Genomic DNA, 16,667 nt, shown 5'->3' on the forward strand with positions numbered 1-16,667 from the left:
ATTCAACGGTGCCACCGGCATCGACCTGAACCGTGCCGGCACGCCGCTGCTGGAAATCGTTTCCGAGCCGGACATGCGCAGCGCCAAGGAAGCCGTGGCTTACGTCAAGGCGATCCACGCGCTGGTGCGTTATCTGGGCATTTGCGACGGCAACATGGCCGAAGGTTCGCTGCGTTGCGACTGCAACGTGTCGATCCGTCCGAAAGGTCAGGTTGAGTTCGGCACGCGTTGTGAGATCAAAAACGTCAACTCGTTCCGCTTCATCGAGAAGGCGATCAACTCCGAGATCCAGCGTCAGATCGAGCTGATCGAAGACGGCGGCAAAGTGATCCAGCAGACCCGTCTGTACGATCCGAACAAGGACGAGACCCGTCCGATGCGTTCGAAAGAGGAAGCCAACGACTACCGTTACTTCCCCGACCCGGACCTGCTGCCGGTGGTCATCGAAGAGTCGTTCCTCGGCGAGGTGCGCGCCACCCTGCCGGAACTGCCTCCGCAGAAACGCGAGCGTTTCCAGGAGCAATTCGGTCTGTCGGTCTACGACGCCAGCGTGCTGGCCACCAGCCGCGAGCAAGCCGATTACTTCGAGAAAGTCGCGAGCATCGGCGGCGACGCCAAACTGGCGGCGAACTGGGTGATGGTCGAGTTGGGCAGCCTGCTCAACAAGCAAGGCCTGGACATCGACGAGTCGCCGGTTTCCGCTGAACTGTTGGGCGGCATGCTGCTGCGCATCAAGGACAACACCATCTCCGGCAAGATCGCCAAGGTGGTGTTCGAAGCGATGGCCAACGGTGAAGGCAGCGCAGACGAGATCATCGAAAAACGCGGCCTGAAACAAGTGACCGACAGCGGCGCGATCTCGGCGGTGCTCGACGAAATGCTTGCGGCCAACGCCGAGCAAGTTGAACAGTATCGTGCGGCGGATGAAACCAAACGCGGCAAGATGTTCGGCTTCTTTGTCGGCCAGGCGATGAAAGCGTCGAAAGGCAAAGCCAACCCGCAGCAAGTGAACGAACTGCTGAAAAGCAAGCTCGAAGGCTGATTCTGGCCCCGCGCTCGGGGATCGTTCCCACGCTCTGCGTGGGAATGCCGCCCCGGACGCTCCGCGTCCATTGCGGTGTGACGCAGAGCGTCACGGGATGCATTCCCACGCTGGAGCGTGGGAACGATCACTTTGGAGTATCTGAATGAAACGTCTGCTCGGCGCCTGCGCCCTGCTCTCTTTGCTGGCCGGTTGCGCCAGTACCGACACCATCGACCCGCACGGTTACGACCAGACCGGCGTCGCTTCTTATTACGGTGCCAAGCACCACGGTAAACGCACCGCCAGTGGCGAAGCGTTCAACCAGAATTCCCTGACCGCCGCCCACCGCCAGCTACCCTTTGGCACGCGGGTGAAGGTCACCAACCTGAAAAACGATGAGTCCGTTGTGGTGCGCATCAACGATCGTGGCCCGCATACGCGCGGACGCCTGATTGATGTTTCACGCGAAGCCGCCAAACAACTCGGTATGCTCAGCAGCGGTACCGCGCGGGTTCGCGTGCAGGCCCTCGACTGATGGAGCGCTGACCATTTTCGGACTGACCGATTTACCGCTGATCAGCGTGATCGAATTGCTCGCCGGCCTGTGCCTGCTGATCTTCGGCGCCGAACTGATGGTGCGCGCGGCGGTGCGGCTGGCCGAGCGTCTGCATGTGCGTCCATTGATCATCGGCCTGACCATTGTTGCCCTCGGCAGCAGTGCGCCGCAGATGGCCGTCAGCGTGCAAGCCGCGCTGGGGCACAACCCCGACATCGCCGTCAGCAGCGTGGTCGGCAGCAGCATCTTCAACATCCTTGTAACTCTCGGCCTGTCGGCGCTGATCATTCCGCTGCGCGTGTCGCGGCAACTGGTGCGTCTCGACATTCCACTGATGATCGGCGCCAGTCTGCTGGTGTTCGTGTTGGCGTGGAATGAAGAGATCAGCCGCTTCGACGGCGCTCTGTTACTCGGTGCTTTAGCGTTGTATCTCGGCTTGCTGTTGCGCCAGTCACGGCACTCGGCGCGACCGCATTCCGCGCAACCCGACGCGGCAAAAACCTCATGGCTTGCCAGCGTTTTGATGATCATCGTCGGGCTGGCGATGCTGGTATTCGCCGGGCATCTGCTGCTCGGCGCCGCTGTGGTGGTAGCGACGGATCTGGGCTTCTCGGAACGGGTGATCGGTTTGACCGTGGTCGCTGTCGGCACCTCGCTGCCGGAACTGGCGACCTCGCTGATCGCCGCCCTGCGCGGCCAACGCGACATCGCCGTGGGCAACGTGATCGGCGCCAATCTGTTCAACCTGCTCGGCGTGTTGGGCCTCACTGCTTTGATCGCGCCGACACCATTGTCGGTATCGCCGAACGCACTGGATTTCGATCTGCCGGTGATGCTCGGCGTCGCCGCGCTGTGCCTGCCGGTGTTCTATTCCGGCTACCGCGTGACCCGCGCCGAAGGTTTGTTGCTGCTCGGTTTGTATCTGGTCTACGGGCTGCACGTGGTGTCATTCACCACCGGCATGCCGCTGGCCGGCAAACTGGAGCGGCTGATGCTGTTTTACGTTCTGCCGCCGCTGCTGGGGTATTTGTTGTTTACGTCCATCCGCGCCTGGCGCCGCCAACACCACAAGAGTGATATGCCATGACCGAATCGAAGAAGTCCGGGGTAGAAGTTCGCCGCCAGGTAATGGGCGATGCGTTTGTTGATCGCGCGCTGGGCAACGCCACCGAGTTCACCCAGCCGTTGCAGGATTTCGTTAATGAACATGCCTGGGGCGGCGTGTGGAATCGCGAAGGTTTGCCGCTGAAGACGCGCAGCTTGATTACCCTGGCCGCGCTGACTGTACTGAAGTGCCCGCAGGAGTTGAAGGGGCATGTACGTGGGGCGTTGAATAACGGCTGCACGGTGGACGAGATTCGTGAAGCGCTGCTGCATTGCGCGGTGTATGCCGGCGTGCCGGCGGCGATTGATGCGTTTCGCGCGGCGCAGGAAGTGATCGATACCTATCAGAAACCTGAGTGATTGAACCGACGCCTTCGCGAGCAAGCCCGCTCCCACATTTGGAATGCATTCCCCTGTGGGAGCGGGCTTGCTCGCGAAAAGGCCCTCAGCAACAACACAAACTCAAAATCAGATCCACCCACCCCACTGCAAAACAAAGATCCCGACATTGGTGGTAATCGCTGCCATCAACGTGGTCAGCACAATAATCGCCGCCGCCAACTCATGATTGCCCTGCGCCGCCCGCGCCATGACAAAACTCGCCGCCGCCGTCGGGCTGCCGAAGTACAGAAATAGAATCCCCAACTCCGCCCCACGAAAGCCGCACAACCACGCCCCGAGCGTCGCCAGCACCGGCAAACCGATCATCTTCACCAGACTCGAACTCAGCGCCATGTTGCCGCTCTTGCGCAACGCCGCCAGCGATAGCGTGCCGCCGATGCAGATCAGCGCCAGCGGCAACGTGGTCTGCGCCAGATACTGCCCGGAAGTCTCCAGCCACCCCGGCAAACCGATCTTGAAATAGGCAAACGGCGCCGCCGCAATCACGCTGATGATCAGCGGATTGCTGAACACGCTTTTGCAGATGCTCCACGGATCGGACTTGATCACCGGGCTGTACACCGCCAGCACAATCGTAGATAGCGTGTTGTAAAACAGGATCACCAACGCCGCGAGAATCGCCCCGAGGGAAATCCCGTAATCGCCGTACATGCTCGCCGCCAGCGCCAGACCGATCACGCCGTTATTACCGCGAAACGCGCCTTGGGTGTAGATGCCGCGATCTTCACGCGGGCACTTGAAAATCGCCCAGCCCCAGGCGATGGCAAAACAGACGAGTGTGGCGACGGAGAAGTAGATCAGCAGCGCCGGTTGCAACGCGGCGTGCAGGTCGGCGTGCAGAATGCCGAGGAACAACAACGCCGGCATGGTCACGTTGAACACCAGCGCCGAGGCGGTGTGGATGAAGTTGTCGTTGATCCAGTCGATGCGCTTGAGCAGCACACCGAGAAACAGCATGGCAAACACCGGCGCGGTGATGTTCAGGGTTTCGAGGAAAATTGCCAACATGCCGAGGGAGCCTTGGGTGAGCGTCGTAAGGTGGCAATGATAAAGCAAAAGCCCCTCACCCTAGCCCTCTCCCGGAGGGAGAGGGGACTGACCGGGGGATATTCAAAAAATCCGCCGACCTGAAATGACTTCGTTGAATCCATAATCAACTCGGTATTTCAGGTCGATGTATTGCGCAAGACCACTCGGTCGGCCCCCTCTCCCTCCGGGAGAGGGCTGGGGTGAGGGTAGCTTTTGCCCTACCCCGAAACCATCAGGTAATCGGCGCCGGGTTAAACAACGTAATGTCGTTATGCAGCTTGTGCTTCTCCGCCCACGTCTGCTGCTTGCCGCTCGCAACATCCAGATAGTAGTGAAACAACTCCCAACCCAATTCCTCAATCGTCGCGCGCCCGGTGGCAATCCGCCCGGCGTCGATATCAATCAGATCCGGCCAGCGCTGCGCCAGCTCCGTGCGCGTCGACACCTTCACCACAGGCGCCATCGCCAAACCGTACGGCGTACCCCGCCCGGTGGTGAACACATGCAAATTCATCCCCGCTGCCAACTGCAGCGTCCCGCAGACAAAATCACTCGCCGGCGTCGCGCAGAAAATCAGCCCCTTCTGCTTGAAACGTTCGCCCGGGCCAAGCACGCCATTGATCGCGCTGCTGCCGGATTTGACGATCGACCCCAGCGACTTCTCGACGATGTTCGACAACCCGCCCTTCTTGTTGCCTGGCGTGGTGTTCGCGCTGCGATCCGCTTCACCTTTGGCCAGATAACGGTCGTACCAGTCCATCTCGCGCACCAGTTCCTCGGCGACGGTTTTGGTTTCGGCACGAGAGGTCAACAGGTAAATCGCATCACGCACTTCGGTGACTTCGGAAAACATCACCGTCGCCCCGGCGCGCAACAACAAGTCCGAGGCATAACCCAGCGCCGGGTTGGCGGTGATCCCGGAGAACGCATCGCTGCCGCCGCACTGCATGCCAAGAATCAGCTCGGACGCCGGCACGGTTTCGCGGCGGCGCTGGTCGAGCTTCTTCAAACGGACTTCAGCCAGTTGCATGATCTGCTCGATCATCTCGGTGAACCCGTGACTGGAATCCTGCAAGCGATACAGCCACGGATCACTGAGATCCACCGACGCATCGTCTTCGTGCATCACCTGCCCGGCCTGCAATTTCTCGCAGCCCAGACTGATCACCAACGCCTCGCCGCCGAGGTTCGGGTTGCGCGCCAGATTGCGCACGGTGCGAATCGGGATATAGGCGTCGGTGGCGGTGATCGCCACGCCGCAGCCGTAACTGTGCGTCAGCGCCACCACGTCATCGACGTGCGGGTACTTCGGCAGCAGCTCATCCTTGATGCGTTTCACCGCGTGATCGAGCACGCCGGTGACGCACTGCACGGTCGTAGTAATGCCGAGAATATTGCGCGTGCCGATGGTGCCGTCAGCGTTGCGATAGCCCTCGAAGGTGAAGCCTTCCAGCGGTGCCTGCGCGTCCGGCACGTCGGTGGACAGCGGCAAGCTGTCCAGTGGCGGCGCGGTCGGCATACGCAGTTGATCTTCCTTGACCCAACTGCCCCGGCGGATCGGCTGCAACGCGTAGCCAATGACCTGACCGTAGCGAATCACCTGACCGCCCTCGGCAATGTCTTCCAGAGTGATCTTGTGGCTCTGCGGCACGAATTCCACGGTCACCAGACCATCGGCAAATTCAGTGCCGGCCGGTGCGCCCTGGTCATTGACCACAACCACCACATTGTCCCGCTCGTGCAGGCGGATGTGGCGCGGCGAGTCGGAATGTTCAATCAACTGCATGACGCCGCTCCTCAGGAATGCGCTTGAGACAATTTACCGCTGGCTTCAACACCGCCGTTGGTTGGCGGCTCTTTGAGTACCACACGTTTGATCGGGCCAACGATGACCAGATAGCTGAACACCGCCACCAGTGCGTTGGCACCGACGAACACCAGCGCCCATTTGAACGAACCGGTGGAGCTGATGATGTAGCCAATCACGATCGGTGTGGTAATCGAAGCAATGTTGCCGAAGGTGTTGAACAGGCCGCCGCTCAGACCGGCAATCTGTTTTGGTGAGGTGTCGGAGACCACCGCCCAGCCCAGTGCGCCAACGCCTTTGCCGAAGAAGGCCAGGGCCATGAAGCCGACGACCATCCATTCCACATCAACATAGTTGCAGGCGACGATGCTGCTGGACACCAGCAAACCAGCGATGATCGGTGCTTTACGGGCGAAGGTCAGCGAGTGGCCCTTGCGCAGCAGGTAATCAGAAATCACCCCGCCGAGCACGCCGCCAATGAAGCCGCAGATCGCCGGCAACGAGGCGATGAAACCGGCCTTGAGAATGGTCATGCCACGCTCTTGCACCAGGTACACCGGGAACCAGGTCAGGAAGAAATAGGTGATGCCGTTGATGCAGTATTGACCCAGATACACGCCGAGCATCATGCGATTGGTCAGCAACTGACGGATGTAATCCCATTTCGGGCCGTCGGACTTTTTGCCCGTCTGATCCATGTCGACCATGCCGCCGTTTTCAGCGATGTGCTTGAACTCGGCTTCGTTGATGCGTGGGTGCTCACGCGGGCTGTAGATCACTTTCAGCCAGACCAGCGAGAACACAATCCCGAGAATACCCATGACGATAAACACGTGCTCCCAACCGAAGGAGTACACGATCCAGCCCATCAATGGCGCGAACAACACGGTGGCAAAATATTGCGCCGAGTTGAAGATCGCCGACGCGGTACCGCGTTCAGCGGTCGGGAACCACGCCGCTACGATGCGTGCGTTGCCCGGGAACGATGGCGCCTCAGCCAGACCAACGAGGAAGCGCAGCATAAACAGCGCAACGATCGCCGTGGACATGCCGAACTCACCGACAAAGCCTTGCAGCACGGTGAACAGCGACCAGGTGAAAATGCTCAGGGCGTAAACTTTTTTCGAGCCGAAACGATCGAGCAGCCAGCCACCGGGAATTTGCCCGGCCACGTAGGCCCAACCGAATGCAGAGAAGATGTAGCCGAGGGTGACCGCGTCAATGCCGAGGTCTTTTTGCAGGCTGGAGCCGGCAATGGCGATCGTGGCACGGTCTGCGTAGTTGATCGTGGTCACCAGAAACAGCATGAGCAAGATCAAATAGCGGACGTGAGTCGGCTTGGACGATTGCATGTAGATGTACTCCCACTGATTATTTTTATGCGCGGGTGAATCTTCTTTGGTGCCCGGTTTTCCGGGTGTCCCTGTATTACGGGATGTCCGTATTTCGGGTTCCCTGTAGGAGCTGCCGCAGGCTGCGATCTTTTGATCTTGACCTTGAAAACAGGATCAAAAGATCGCAGCCTGCGGCAGCTCCTACAGGGGTATTGCGTGTATCAGGAACCGACGTACGCGGTTTTCACCACGGTGTAGAACTCCTGGGCATAGCGGCCTTGCTCACGTGAGCCATAGGATGAACCTTTACGGCCACCGAACGGAACGTGGTAATCGACGCCGGCGGTCGGCAAGTTGACCATCACCATCCCGGCCTGCGAGTGGCGTTTGAAGTGGTTGGCGTACTTCAGCGAGGTCGTCGCGATACCCGCCGACAGACCGAACTCGGTGTCGTTGGCCATCGCCAACGCCGCGTCGTAATCCGCCACCCGAACGATGTTGGCCACCGGGCCGAAGATCTCTTCGCGGCTGATGCGCATCGACGCTTCGCTGTCGGCAAACAGCGTTGGCGCAAGGAAGTAGCCCTCGGTGTCGCAAGTCACCAGACCACCGCCGCTGACCAGACGCGCACCTTCGGACTGACCGATGTCGATGTACTTCATGTCCTGTTCAAGCTGTGCTTGCGAAACCACTGGACCGATGTCGGTGCCGGATTTCAGCGCGTGACCGACTTTGATCGACTTCATGCGCTCAGCCATCGCTTCGACAAATTTGTCGTGAATCCCGGCAGTGACGATCAAGCGGCTCGACGCGGTGCAACGCTGACCGGTGGAGTAGAACGCGCTCTGTACCGACAGCTCGACCGCTTGTTTGAGGTCGGCGTCGTCGAGAATGATCTGCGGATTTTTGCCGCCCATTTCCAGCTGCACTTTCGCCTGACGCGACACGCAGTTGACGGCGATCTGACGACCCACGCCCACCGAACCGGTGAAGCTGATGCCGTCGACTTTCGGGCTCTGCACCAGCGCATCGCCCACCACTCGACCGCTGCCCATCACCAGGTTGAACACGCCAGCCGGGAAGCCTGCGCGAGAGATGATTTCCGCCAGTGCCCACGCACAACCCGGCACCAGATCGGCCGGTTTCAGCACCACGCAGTTGCCGTAGGCCAACGCCGGAGCAATCTTCCACGCCGGAATCGCGATCGGGAAGTTCCACGGGGTGATCAGACCGACCACACCCAGCGCTTCGCGGGTGACTTCGACGTTGACGCCCGGGCGCACTGACGGCACGTAGTCGCCGGACAAGCGCAGGCATTCACCGGCGAAAAATTTGAAAATGTTGCCGGCGCGCGTTACTTCGCCGATGGCTTCGGGCAGGGTCTTGCCCTCTTCCCGCGCCAGCAAGGTGCCGAGTTCTTCGCGACGAGCGAGGATTTCCGTGCCGACTTTATCCAGCGAATCGTGACGGGCCTGAATGCCCGAGGTCGACCAGTTCGGGAACGCAGCGCGCGCCGCGTCGATGGCCGCGTGAACCTGAGTCAGATCAGCCTTGGCGTAGTCGCCGATGGTGTCGCTCAACTCGGACGGGTTGATGTTGGCCGAGTAATCGGCACCGGCAACCCATTCACCGTTGATGTAATTGTCGTAACGCTTGGAATCAGTCACAGCCTTTTCTCCTCTCGACGCAAAAGCCGCTGATTGCTCAGCGGCCTCGGTTTGTTCGGGGGTTATTGCGCACCTTGCTTGTCGATCAGCGCGGCGAGCATTTCGTACTCTTCGCCGGTCAGGTCGGTCAGTGGCGCGCGCACCGGGCCGGCGTCATAGCCAGCGATTTTGGCGCCGGCCTTGACGATGCTCACGGCGTAACCGGCTTTGCGGTTGCGGATATCGAGGTACGGCAGGAAGAAGTCGTCGATGATCTTGCCGACGGTGGCGTGATCTTCGCGAGCGATCGCGTGGTAGAAATCCATCGCGGTTTTCGGAATGAAGTTGAACACCGCCGAGGAGTAAACCGGCACGCCCAGCGCCTTGTAGGCAGCGGCGTAGACTTCGGCGGTCGGCAAGCCACCGAGGTAGCTGAAGCGATCACCGAGGCGGCGACGGATCGACACCATCAACTCGATATCGCCCAGACCGTCCTTGTAACCGATCAGGTTCGGGCAGCGCTCGGCCAGACGTTCCAGCAGCGGCGCGTTGAGGCGGCAAACGTTGCGGTTGTAGACGACCACGCCGATGTTGACCGATTTGCACACCGCTTCAACGTGTGCGGCAACGCCGTCCTGACTGGCTTCGGTCAGGTAGTGCGGCAGCAACAGCAAGCCTTTGGCGCCCAGACGCTCGGCTTCCTGTGCGTATTCGATGGCCTGACGGGTCGAACCGCCGACACCGGCGAGAATCGGCACGCTGGTTTCGCAAGTGTCGACGGCAGTCTTGATGATTTCCGAATACTCGCTGGCGGCCAGGGAGAAGAACTCACCGGTGCCGCCCGCTGCGAACAGAGCCGAAGCGCCGTACGGGGCCAGCCATTCCAGACGTTTGATGTAGCCCGCACGGTTGAAATCACCCTGCGCATTGAAATCGGTGACCGGGAAGGACAGCAGGCCGGCAGAGAGGATGGACTTCAGTTCTTGTGGATTCATTATTCGAACACCCTGGGTAGCAATATTGTTGTGATTGTCACGTTCAGCCTTCGCCGAAGTTGTAGGTCATCGTACAACTTAAAAGATAACCGTCAACTGCATTTCATCGTTGCGGGTGGTTTTTTGTCGGACAGGATTGTGTTTGCTGGCTTTTAACGGCTTAGGAGACAGGAGGACGAACGACTGAGAGATACGTTGTCCGAGGATGAAATACGCGCTGGGGCGACTGGCCCCTTCGCGAGCAAGCCCGCTCCCACACTTGAAATGCATTCCAAATGTGGGAGCGGGTTTGCTCGCGAAGGCTGTGTATCAGACGACATGGAGCTGTCAGGGGAACCTGATGACCATTCGTCGAAACTGGTATTTCTTACAGGTGTGCCAGTAAAAGGAATGGTCCTAAATAGCGACTTCCCCCTCATCAGGAGCTACGCATCATGACAGTGACATATACGCTGCAGAGTCCCGTAGGTAGCCGGCAAAAATTCATGTTCGAAGGGATTATCTACGCCACAGATATTCTGCAATTCGAGGGTGTCACCCAGCAGTACATCGTCACCAAGAGAACATTAGTTGTGCCTTTCAAACTCGATGAGCCCATTGAAGATGTCCTGCTTGAGACCGAAGTTTATAAGCCGTGAAAATAGTGCTTGCCATTCATCGGAACTGGTATTTCTAACAGGTGCCCGACGCCTGCCTCTATTGACCTAATAGGTTGAGGAGAGAGCAAACCGGCTCCTACAGCGCATCGCCGCACCAGCGCTTTTCAATGGGTTTTGAAAAAATGCTAAAAGGATTTTCATCATGAATACAAAAGTAAACGTACTGCTTGCACCTGAAATCAAAGAGGCGGTCGGAGACAGACTCAGCGTAGGCAAACTGGAAAACGCCGCCACCGGGATAGTGCCTGTTTACAGTGAGGCGAGAGCCGGTGATGTGATCAGGCTCAATGTAGTTACGAGCACTGGCAACAACTTTCAAGGTCAATACGTACTTAACAGTTTCGATGTCGGGCTTCCTATTGTAATGCTGATCCCGAAAGACTTTTTTTCGAAAGGTTTGGTACAAGGTGCCACCGCAGACATCAGCTATACCGTCAGCCAATCCGGCACCGCATCCCGAACTTCGCTCGTCCTTAAATTACACCTTGAAAAGTAAATGATGAAAAAGTGGCCATAAATCCGGCCACTCTTCACCCCTGCGCCTGCGCCTCTTCATGCGCCTGGCGCAGCCTCTCGCGACTATTCGTCAGATGCAGTCGCATCGCCGCTCTCGCTGCATCGGAATCCTGCCGGGCAATCGCCTGATAAATTTCTTCATGCTCGCGGCTGACGCGACTCATGTAGTGCTGCTGATCGTCATGGGCCAGACGTGCTGAGTTCAGCCGCGTGCGCGGAATGATGCTGGTGCCGAGGTGGGTCATGATGTCGGTGAAGTAGCGGTTGCCGGTCGACAGCGCGATTTCCAGGTGGAAGGCGAAATCGGACGCGACGGCATCGCTGGCGTGGGCGACGCTGTCGTTCAGTGCATCGAGGGCGGCGCGCATGGTTGCCAGTTGCTCCGGGCTGCGGCGTTGCGCGGCAAGGCCGGCGGACTCGACTTCGAGGCTGATGCGCAATTCGAGAATGGCCAAAACATCACGCAAGGTGACGACGGTGGCCGGGTCGATGCGAAAGCCGCTCGGGCTCGGTGTGTCGAGGACAAACGTGCCGATGCCGTGGCGGGTTTCCACTTGCCCGGCGGCTTGCAGACGGGAGATCGCCTCGCGCACCACGGTGCGGCTGACGCCGTGCTCCTGCATGATCGCCGATTCAGTGGGGAGCTTATCGCCCCGTTTGAGCAGGCCGTCACGGATCTGCTCGGTCAGCACCGTCACCAGTTCCTGTGCCAGGCTGCGGCGCTTGCGCGGGAGGCGTGGGGCGTTGAGCGAGTTTTCCATGGTTTACGTCTTGTCTCGAGAATTCGGCTTGGGCGCATCATAGCGCAAGGTGGTTGTACGATCACTTCCTGCCAACGCATTGCCCTTGTAGGAGCAGAGCTTGCTCGCGAAGGCGTCGTGTCAGTCAGCCTGTTTTTCGGCTGGCATGACGTCTTCGCGAGCAAGCTCTGCTCCTACAGGGGATTTGTGTGGGGTCAGGCGGTGACCGGTTGCTCCACTAGATGGCCGCTGTCGATGCGTACATGTCTAGGGTGAAAGCGTTTCAGGCTGCTGCGGTGGCCGACGCTGACGATGCTCAACCCCGGCAACTGATCGATCAACGCCTGATACAACGTCGCCTCGTCTTCTTCATCCATCGCCGATGTGGCTTCGTCCATGTACAGCCAATGCGGCGCATAAAGCAGCGCGCGGGCGAAGGCCAGTCGTTGCTGCTCACCCGGCGACAGCATGCGCTGCCAGTGATTGGCTTCATCCAGTCGCGCCACCAGATGCGGCAAGCGGCAGGTTTCCAGCACCTCGGCATAACGCTCAGGCGCGTAAGTCTCGCTCGGTTGTGGATAACTCAATGCTTCGCGCAACGTCCCGATCGGCAGATAAGGTTTTTGCGGCAGGAACAGATAACGCGCCGCTGGCAAACGAATGTTGCCGTGCCCCGCTGGCCACAAATGCCCCATCGCGCGCAGCAGTGTCGATTTACCACTGCCGGAACGCCCGCTCAGCATCACTCGATCACCCGGCTCAACGGTCATGTCGGCGCTGGTCAGCAGATGACGACCGTCGGCCAGATCCAGACCGAGGTTGTGCACCTTCAATTCGCTGCCCTGATTCTGCACATCGATCGCAGGCTTGCGCTCTTCGTTATCGGTCATCGCCTGACGGAAACTCAGCAGACGATCACACGTGGCGCGCCACGACGCGAGGCTCTGATAGGCACTGATGAACCAGCTGAAACTCTCTTGAACGTTGCCGAACGCCGAGCTGATCTGCATCAGCTCACCGAGCTCGATCTTGCCGGCAAGGTAACGCGGCGAAGCGACAATAAACGGGAAAATGATCGCCGCCTGGCTGTAACCGGCGGTGAAGAACGTCAGGCGCTTGGACACTTTCATGATGTCCCAGAAGTTGTGCCAGACATTGCCGAAGCGCCCGCTCAAGCGACGATTTTCATTCGGTTCGCCGTTGTACAACGCGATGCTTTCGGCGTTCTCACGAATCCGCACCATGGAAAAACGCAGGTCGGCTTCGAAACGTTGTTGTTGGTTGTTCAGGCCGATCAAGCGACGACCGATCAAATGCGTCAGCCAACTGCCGACGATCGCGTAAACCAGCACGCACCAGAACATGTAGCCGGGAATGGTCACGCCATAGACTTCGATACTGCCCGACACGCCCCACAAAATGATCGAGAACGACACCAGACTGACAATATTGCGCAGCAGGCCGATGCCCAGCTCGAGGGTGTTGGAAGTGAAGTTATTAAGGTCTTCGGAAATCCGCTGATCCGGGTTGTCGGTATAACCGCCCTGCTCCAGCTGGTAGTAATTCTTGTCGGAAAGCCAACGCGAGAAATGCTTTTCGGTGAGCCAGGCCCGCCAGCGAATTGTCAGCATCTGCGTCAGATACAGCCGATACACCGCGCCGATAATCGCCACGGCGGCAATGCCGCAGAAATACAGAATCAATTGCCAAAACGCCGCCTCGTCTTTCTTTTGCAGCGCGTTATAAAAGTCTTTGTACCAGGTGTTGAACCACACCGAGATGCCCACGCTGAGCAGCGAGAGCGCAATCACGGCAATCAACAGCGTCCAGGCCTTGCCCTTCTCTTCACTGCGCCAATACGGCGTGATGATCGCCCACACCTTGCGAAAAAACTGCCCGCGCACAGCATCGTTGACCGCGGAATATTCAGCGTTCTGATTCATGGAAAAGGCTCGATATAGAAAAGAACAGACACGCACCGATCATAGTAGATCGGGGCGAATTATCGCGAGGGTGGGACAGGCTCATTCAGGGATTGTTCAGATTCAGAGGAGTTTCGGCCAGGCAAACAGAGCACATACCGCTCGTCACGACTGTCAGAGTTGACAGTAGAAGGCAAAATTCAGCTGTGATCGACTGCGTTGACCTCTTGCGCTGCGCAGAGCCAACCTGAACGTCAAAGGGAATTCATCATGGTAGACACTCGAGACCCGATCCAGGCTCCCACATGTGAACACATCAAAAACGGAATACTGAAACTTAGCGCAATAGACGGGCCGTTTTTTTACTTCAAGGTGTTTTCCGAATACCCGAACACATCGCTCAGGTCCTTCTGGATTAACTACGCTACCCCATCAAAATCCGATCAGGCCCCCGAACACATCTCGCCGCTATTGGACGCTGATGTGAAGTGGCGGAAAGAGGACATGGAGCCCTATTTAGGCAGATCAATGTACGTCCAATATGACGTTTTTCTGAATGACGGCAGTGGCAGACACTTCTCTTCGCCTAAAACCACCTTTTTAGTCGAAGAGTGACGACAAGGGAGCAACCTGCGAAGCCGGGTTGCTTCCTTGTGAAGTCGAGCCGGTGAAATCAGACTTCAGCGACGAACCGGACGCTTCTGCAGTTTGCGCTGCAGGGTGCGGCGGTGCATGCCCAGGGCGCGGGCAGTGGCAGAGATGTTGCCTTCGTGTTCGGTGAGCACGCGCTGGATGTGTTCCCACTGCAGGCGGTCGACCGACATCGGGTTTTCCGGCACCAGACTGTCGAGGTCGGCGTGCTCGGAGAGCAGCGCGGCCAATACGTCGTCGGCGTCGGCCGGTTTGCACAGGTAATTGCAGGCGCCGCGTTTGATCGCTTCGACCGCGGTGGCAATGCTCGAATAACCGGTGAGGATCACCACGCGCATTTCCGGATCAAGTTCCAGCAGCTTGGGCAGCAGCACCAGACCGGAATCGCCGTCCATTTTCAGGTCGAGCGCAGCGTAGTCCGGCAGGTCGGCCTGGGCGATGGTCAGGCCTTCTTCGGCGGAACCGGCGGTGCTGACGCGAAAGCCACGGCGAGCCATGGCGCGGGCCATGACGCGGGTGAATGTTGCGTCGTCATCGACCAGCAGCAAATGCGGCAGTTCTTCGCCTTCGACTTGGATTTCGTCACTCATGTTGGTCTCCTCGGGCGCCGTGGGGCAGGCGCAGCTCGGTGAGCGTGCCGCCTTCCTCATGACTATAGAGTTTCACTGAGCCGCCGGCGCGTGTCACGCTGGCCTTGCTCAAAAACAGGCCCAGGCCGAAACCTTTGCCCTTGGTGGTAAAAAACGGTTTGCCGATCTGCTCGGCGATGGCCAGCGGCACACCGGCGCCGTGGTCACGAATGCTGATGGTGACGTCTTCGGCATCCCAATCCAGGGTTACCTGAAGGTTTTCCGGGCAGGCGTCGGCGGCGTTGTTCAGCAGATTGAGCAGCGCCTGGGTCAGATCCGGCGGCGGCGCCATGCGCGGCACCGTGCCTTGGCCGAGACGATGGAAACGGTAACTTGCCTCGGGACGCATCAGGTGCCAGCGATTGAGTGCCTCGTCGAGCCAGTCGGTGACGTCTTGCATATCAATTGCCAGACGACGATTGGCTTCGGCGGCGCGCACCAGTTGCTGCAGGGTTTCCTTGCAGAGTTTGACCTGATCCTGCAGCACTTTCAGATCGTCCTGCAGCAGCGGATCGGGGTGATCCTGCTGCATCTCTTTGAGCAGCACGCTCATGGTCGCCAGCGGTGTGCCGAGTTCATGGGCAGCACCGGCGGCTTGCGTAGCGACGGCGAGCAACTGTTGATCGCGCAGACCTTCTTCACGACGAATCGCCCGCAACTCTTCCTGACGACGCAGCTCTTCGGCCATGCGCGCAGCGAAGAAGGTGATGACGGCGGCAGCGAGTGCGAAGCTCAGCCACATGCCGTAGACCTGCAGGTTTTCACGGGCGATCGGCAAGGTTTCCAGCGGATAGAACCGCGTCAGCATCACCGTGTACAAGGCCAGCGCGATACCCGACAGCACCACCGAATAACGCCATGGCAGCGTCACCGCAGCAATGGTCAGCGGCACCAGATAATAGGAAACGAACGGGTTGGTCGAACCGCCGGAGAAATACAGCAGCGCACTGTGGATCACCAGATCACAGGCCAGTTGCAGCGCGTATTCGAGCTCGGTCACCGGCCACGAGGTGCGCAGGCGCACGGCGGTGAACACGCAAAGTAGCGTCGAGCAGCCGAGGGTCATCGCCAGTTGCACCCACGGCAACGGCAACAGCTGCAGCCAGTAGGCCAAGCCTACGGAGCCAGCCTGCGCGGCGAGCACCAAGGTGCGGATGAACGTCAACCGCCAGAGGTTCTGGCGAGTGGCGGAAGTCAGTTGTACGGGGGCGAGCATGAGCTCTCCTGATGAGCGCTCCAGGCGGATCGCACGGAGTATAACCAAGCCGCGGGCTTGAGAGGCGAAAGTGCGGCAAACGACCACATGGTACGGCTCTCAAACTTGACCACCTCGCATGGCTGTCCGAGATCAATTGTGGCGAGGGGATTTATCCCCGCTGGGTGGCGAAGCCGCCCCAAATCATGCGACCTCATTTAACCAGACATATCGCATCAGCCGGATTTGCGACTGCTGCGCAGCCGAACGGGGATAAATCCCCTCGCCACAAAAGCTCTCTGAACTTGGGATCCGCGGTATCTGTATAGAAGTTGTAACTGGGCGAACCGGATCATAAAAGCTAGAGTCTGATGGTTTCACGCAGGCCCCCGAACCATCACCTGCGCCCTCATCAAGGAGCTTTCATGCACACATTTCGCCGCAGCGCCGCCCTTCTC

Annotated in this window: 15 protein-coding genes; 6 read left to right on the forward strand and 9 right to left on the reverse strand. The window is 59.0% G+C overall.

The genetic code is table 11. The features are described from left to right. The 4 genes from gatB to ACIP1X_RS24440 all read left to right on the forward strand — a co-directional run. The coding region (gene gatB, locus ACIP1X_RS24425; protein WP_400755509.1) for an Asp-tRNA(Asn)/Glu-tRNA(Gln) amidotransferase subunit GatB at positions 1–1,042 on the forward strand (1,042 nt) is incomplete at its 5' end. Between the two features lie 145 nt (positions 1,043–1,187). Then, a complete protein-coding gene (locus ACIP1X_RS24430; protein WP_053117082.1) occupies positions 1,188–1,559 on the forward strand; it encodes a septal ring lytic transglycosylase RlpA family protein in 372 nt (123 codons plus the stop codon). A 46-nt stretch (positions 1,560–1,605) separates the two neighbouring features. Next, positions 1,606–2,667 carry a calcium/sodium antiporter gene (locus ACIP1X_RS24435; RefSeq protein ID WP_400755511.1) on the forward strand — a complete coding sequence of 354 codons (1,062 nt, stop codon included), beginning with the start codon at positions 1,606–1,608 and terminating at the stop codon, positions 2,665–2,667. Then, positions 2,664–3,044 (forward strand): carboxymuconolactone decarboxylase family protein, encoded by a 381-nt coding sequence (locus ACIP1X_RS24440; protein WP_400755513.1) that lies wholly within the window; start codon positions 2,664–2,666, stop codon positions 3,042–3,044. The genes ACIP1X_RS24435 and ACIP1X_RS24440 overlap by 4 nt, the downstream gene beginning before the upstream one ends. A 108-nt stretch (positions 3,045–3,152) precedes the next feature. Here ACIP1X_RS24440 and ACIP1X_RS24445 read toward each other — a convergent pair whose 3' ends face one another. The 5 genes from ACIP1X_RS24445 to kdgD all read right to left on the reverse strand — a co-directional run bounded on the left by ACIP1X_RS24445 (position 3,153) and on the right by kdgD (position 9,897). Beyond that, positions 3,153–4,094: an AEC family transporter gene (locus ACIP1X_RS24445; RefSeq protein ID WP_159812145.1), complete on the reverse strand. Its 942-nt coding sequence runs from the start codon at positions 4,092–4,094 to the stop codon at positions 3,153–3,155. Between the two features lie 253 nt (positions 4,095–4,347). After that, a complete protein-coding gene (garD, locus tag ACIP1X_RS24450; protein ID WP_400755514.1) occupies positions 4,348–5,901 on the reverse strand; it encodes a galactarate dehydratase in 1,554 nt (517 codons plus the stop codon). Between the two features lie 11 nt (positions 5,902–5,912). After that, positions 5,913–7,274, reverse strand: a complete 1,362-nt coding sequence (locus tag ACIP1X_RS24455) for an MFS transporter (protein ID WP_053117078.1) — start codon at positions 7,272–7,274, stop codon at positions 5,913–5,915. Positions 7,275–7,477: 203 nt separating this feature from the next. Continuing rightward, positions 7,478–8,923, reverse strand: a complete 1,446-nt coding sequence (locus tag ACIP1X_RS24460) for an aldehyde dehydrogenase family protein (protein ID WP_400648444.1) — start codon at positions 8,921–8,923, stop codon at positions 7,478–7,480. Between the two features lie 62 nt (positions 8,924–8,985). Then, the gene (gene kdgD / locus ACIP1X_RS24465; protein ID WP_093435890.1) at positions 8,986–9,897 is read right to left on the reverse strand and encodes a 5-dehydro-4-deoxyglucarate dehydratase; all 912 of its coding nucleotides are present in this window, start codon (positions 9,895–9,897) and stop codon (positions 8,986–8,988) included. Between the two features lie 434 nt (positions 9,898–10,331). Between kdgD and ACIP1X_RS24470 the strand changes: the two genes are divergently transcribed. Then, on the forward strand, positions 10,332–10,535 hold the full coding sequence (locus ACIP1X_RS24470; RefSeq protein WP_400755516.1) for a hypothetical protein: 204 nt from the start codon (positions 10,332–10,334) through the stop codon (positions 10,533–10,535). A 163-nt stretch (positions 10,536–10,698) separates the two neighbouring features. Continuing rightward, positions 10,699–11,052, forward strand: coding sequence for a hypothetical protein (locus ACIP1X_RS24475; protein WP_400755518.1), 354 nt, complete (start codon positions 10,699–10,701; stop codon positions 11,050–11,052). A 34-nt stretch (positions 11,053–11,086) separates the two neighbouring features. On the opposite strand, the gene ACIP1X_RS24480 is transcribed toward ACIP1X_RS24475, so the two are convergent. From ACIP1X_RS24480 to ACIP1X_RS24495, 4 genes are all read right to left on the reverse strand, one after another. Then, on the reverse strand, positions 11,087–11,833 hold the full coding sequence (locus tag ACIP1X_RS24480) for a FadR/GntR family transcriptional regulator (protein WP_400755519.1): 747 nt from the start codon (positions 11,831–11,833) through the stop codon (positions 11,087–11,089). Between the two features lie 194 nt (positions 11,834–12,027). Next, a complete protein-coding gene (locus ACIP1X_RS24485) occupies positions 12,028–13,755 on the reverse strand; it encodes an ABC transporter ATP-binding protein/permease (protein ID WP_053117074.1) in 1,728 nt (575 codons plus the stop codon). Positions 13,756–14,414: 659 nt separating this feature from the next. Continuing rightward, positions 14,415–14,975 carry a response regulator transcription factor gene (locus ACIP1X_RS24490; protein ID WP_003221630.1) on the reverse strand — a complete coding sequence of 187 codons (561 nt, stop codon included), beginning with the start codon at positions 14,973–14,975 and terminating at the stop codon, positions 14,415–14,417. Beyond that, complete coding sequence (locus ACIP1X_RS24495; protein ID WP_053117073.1) at positions 14,968–16,230, reverse strand: ATP-binding protein; 1,263 nt, start codon at positions 16,228–16,230, stop codon at positions 14,968–14,970. Before ACIP1X_RS24495 ends, ACIP1X_RS24490 begins: the two co-directional genes overlap by 8 nt. Between the last annotated feature and the right edge of the window lie 437 nt (positions 16,231–16,667).

It is taken from the genome of Pseudomonas sp. NPDC088885, assembly GCF_044750025.1.
Taxonomy (GTDB): Bacteria; Pseudomonadota; Gammaproteobacteria; order Pseudomonadales; family Pseudomonadaceae; genus Aquipseudomonas; species Aquipseudomonas rustica.

Excerpts from the sequence above, each read along its gene's own strand:
- ACIP1X_RS24430 (WP_053117082.1), top strand. The coding sequence starts at position 1,188 with ATGAAACGTCTGCTCGGCGCCTGCGCCCTGCTCTCTTTGCTGGCCGGT.
- ACIP1X_RS24440 (WP_400755513.1), top strand. The coding sequence starts at position 2,664 with ATGACCGAATCGAAGAAGTCCGGGGTAGAAGTTCGCCGCCAGGTAATG.
- ACIP1X_RS24445 (WP_159812145.1), bottom strand. The coding sequence starts at position 4,094 with ATGTTGGCAATTTTCCTCGAAACCCTGAACATCACCGCGCCGGTGTTT.
- garD (WP_400755514.1), bottom strand. The coding sequence starts at position 5,901 with ATGCAGTTGATTGAACATTCCGACTCGCCGCGCCACATCCGCCTGCAC.
- ACIP1X_RS24455 (WP_053117078.1), bottom strand. The coding sequence starts at position 7,274 with ATGCAATCGTCCAAGCCGACTCACGTCCGCTATTTGATCTTGCTCATG.
- kdgD (WP_093435890.1), bottom strand. The coding sequence starts at position 9,897 with ATGAATCCACAAGAACTGAAGTCCATCCTCTCTGCCGGCCTGCTGTCC.
- ACIP1X_RS24470 (WP_400755516.1), top strand. The coding sequence starts at position 10,332 with ATGACAGTGACATATACGCTGCAGAGTCCCGTAGGTAGCCGGCAAAAA.
- ACIP1X_RS24475 (WP_400755518.1), top strand. The coding sequence starts at position 10,699 with ATGAATACAAAAGTAAACGTACTGCTTGCACCTGAAATCAAAGAGGCG.
- ACIP1X_RS24480 (WP_400755519.1), bottom strand. The coding sequence starts at position 11,833 with ATGGAAAACTCGCTCAACGCCCCACGCCTCCCGCGCAAGCGCCGCAGC.
- ACIP1X_RS24485 (WP_053117074.1), bottom strand. The coding sequence starts at position 13,755 with ATGAATCAGAACGCTGAATATTCCGCGGTCAACGATGCTGTGCGCGGG.
- ACIP1X_RS24490 (WP_003221630.1), bottom strand. The coding sequence starts at position 14,975 with ATGAGTGACGAAATCCAAGTCGAAGGCGAAGAACTGCCGCATTTGCTG.
- ACIP1X_RS24495 (WP_053117073.1), bottom strand. The coding sequence starts at position 16,230 with ATGCTCGCCCCCGTACAACTGACTTCCGCCACTCGCCAGAACCTCTGG.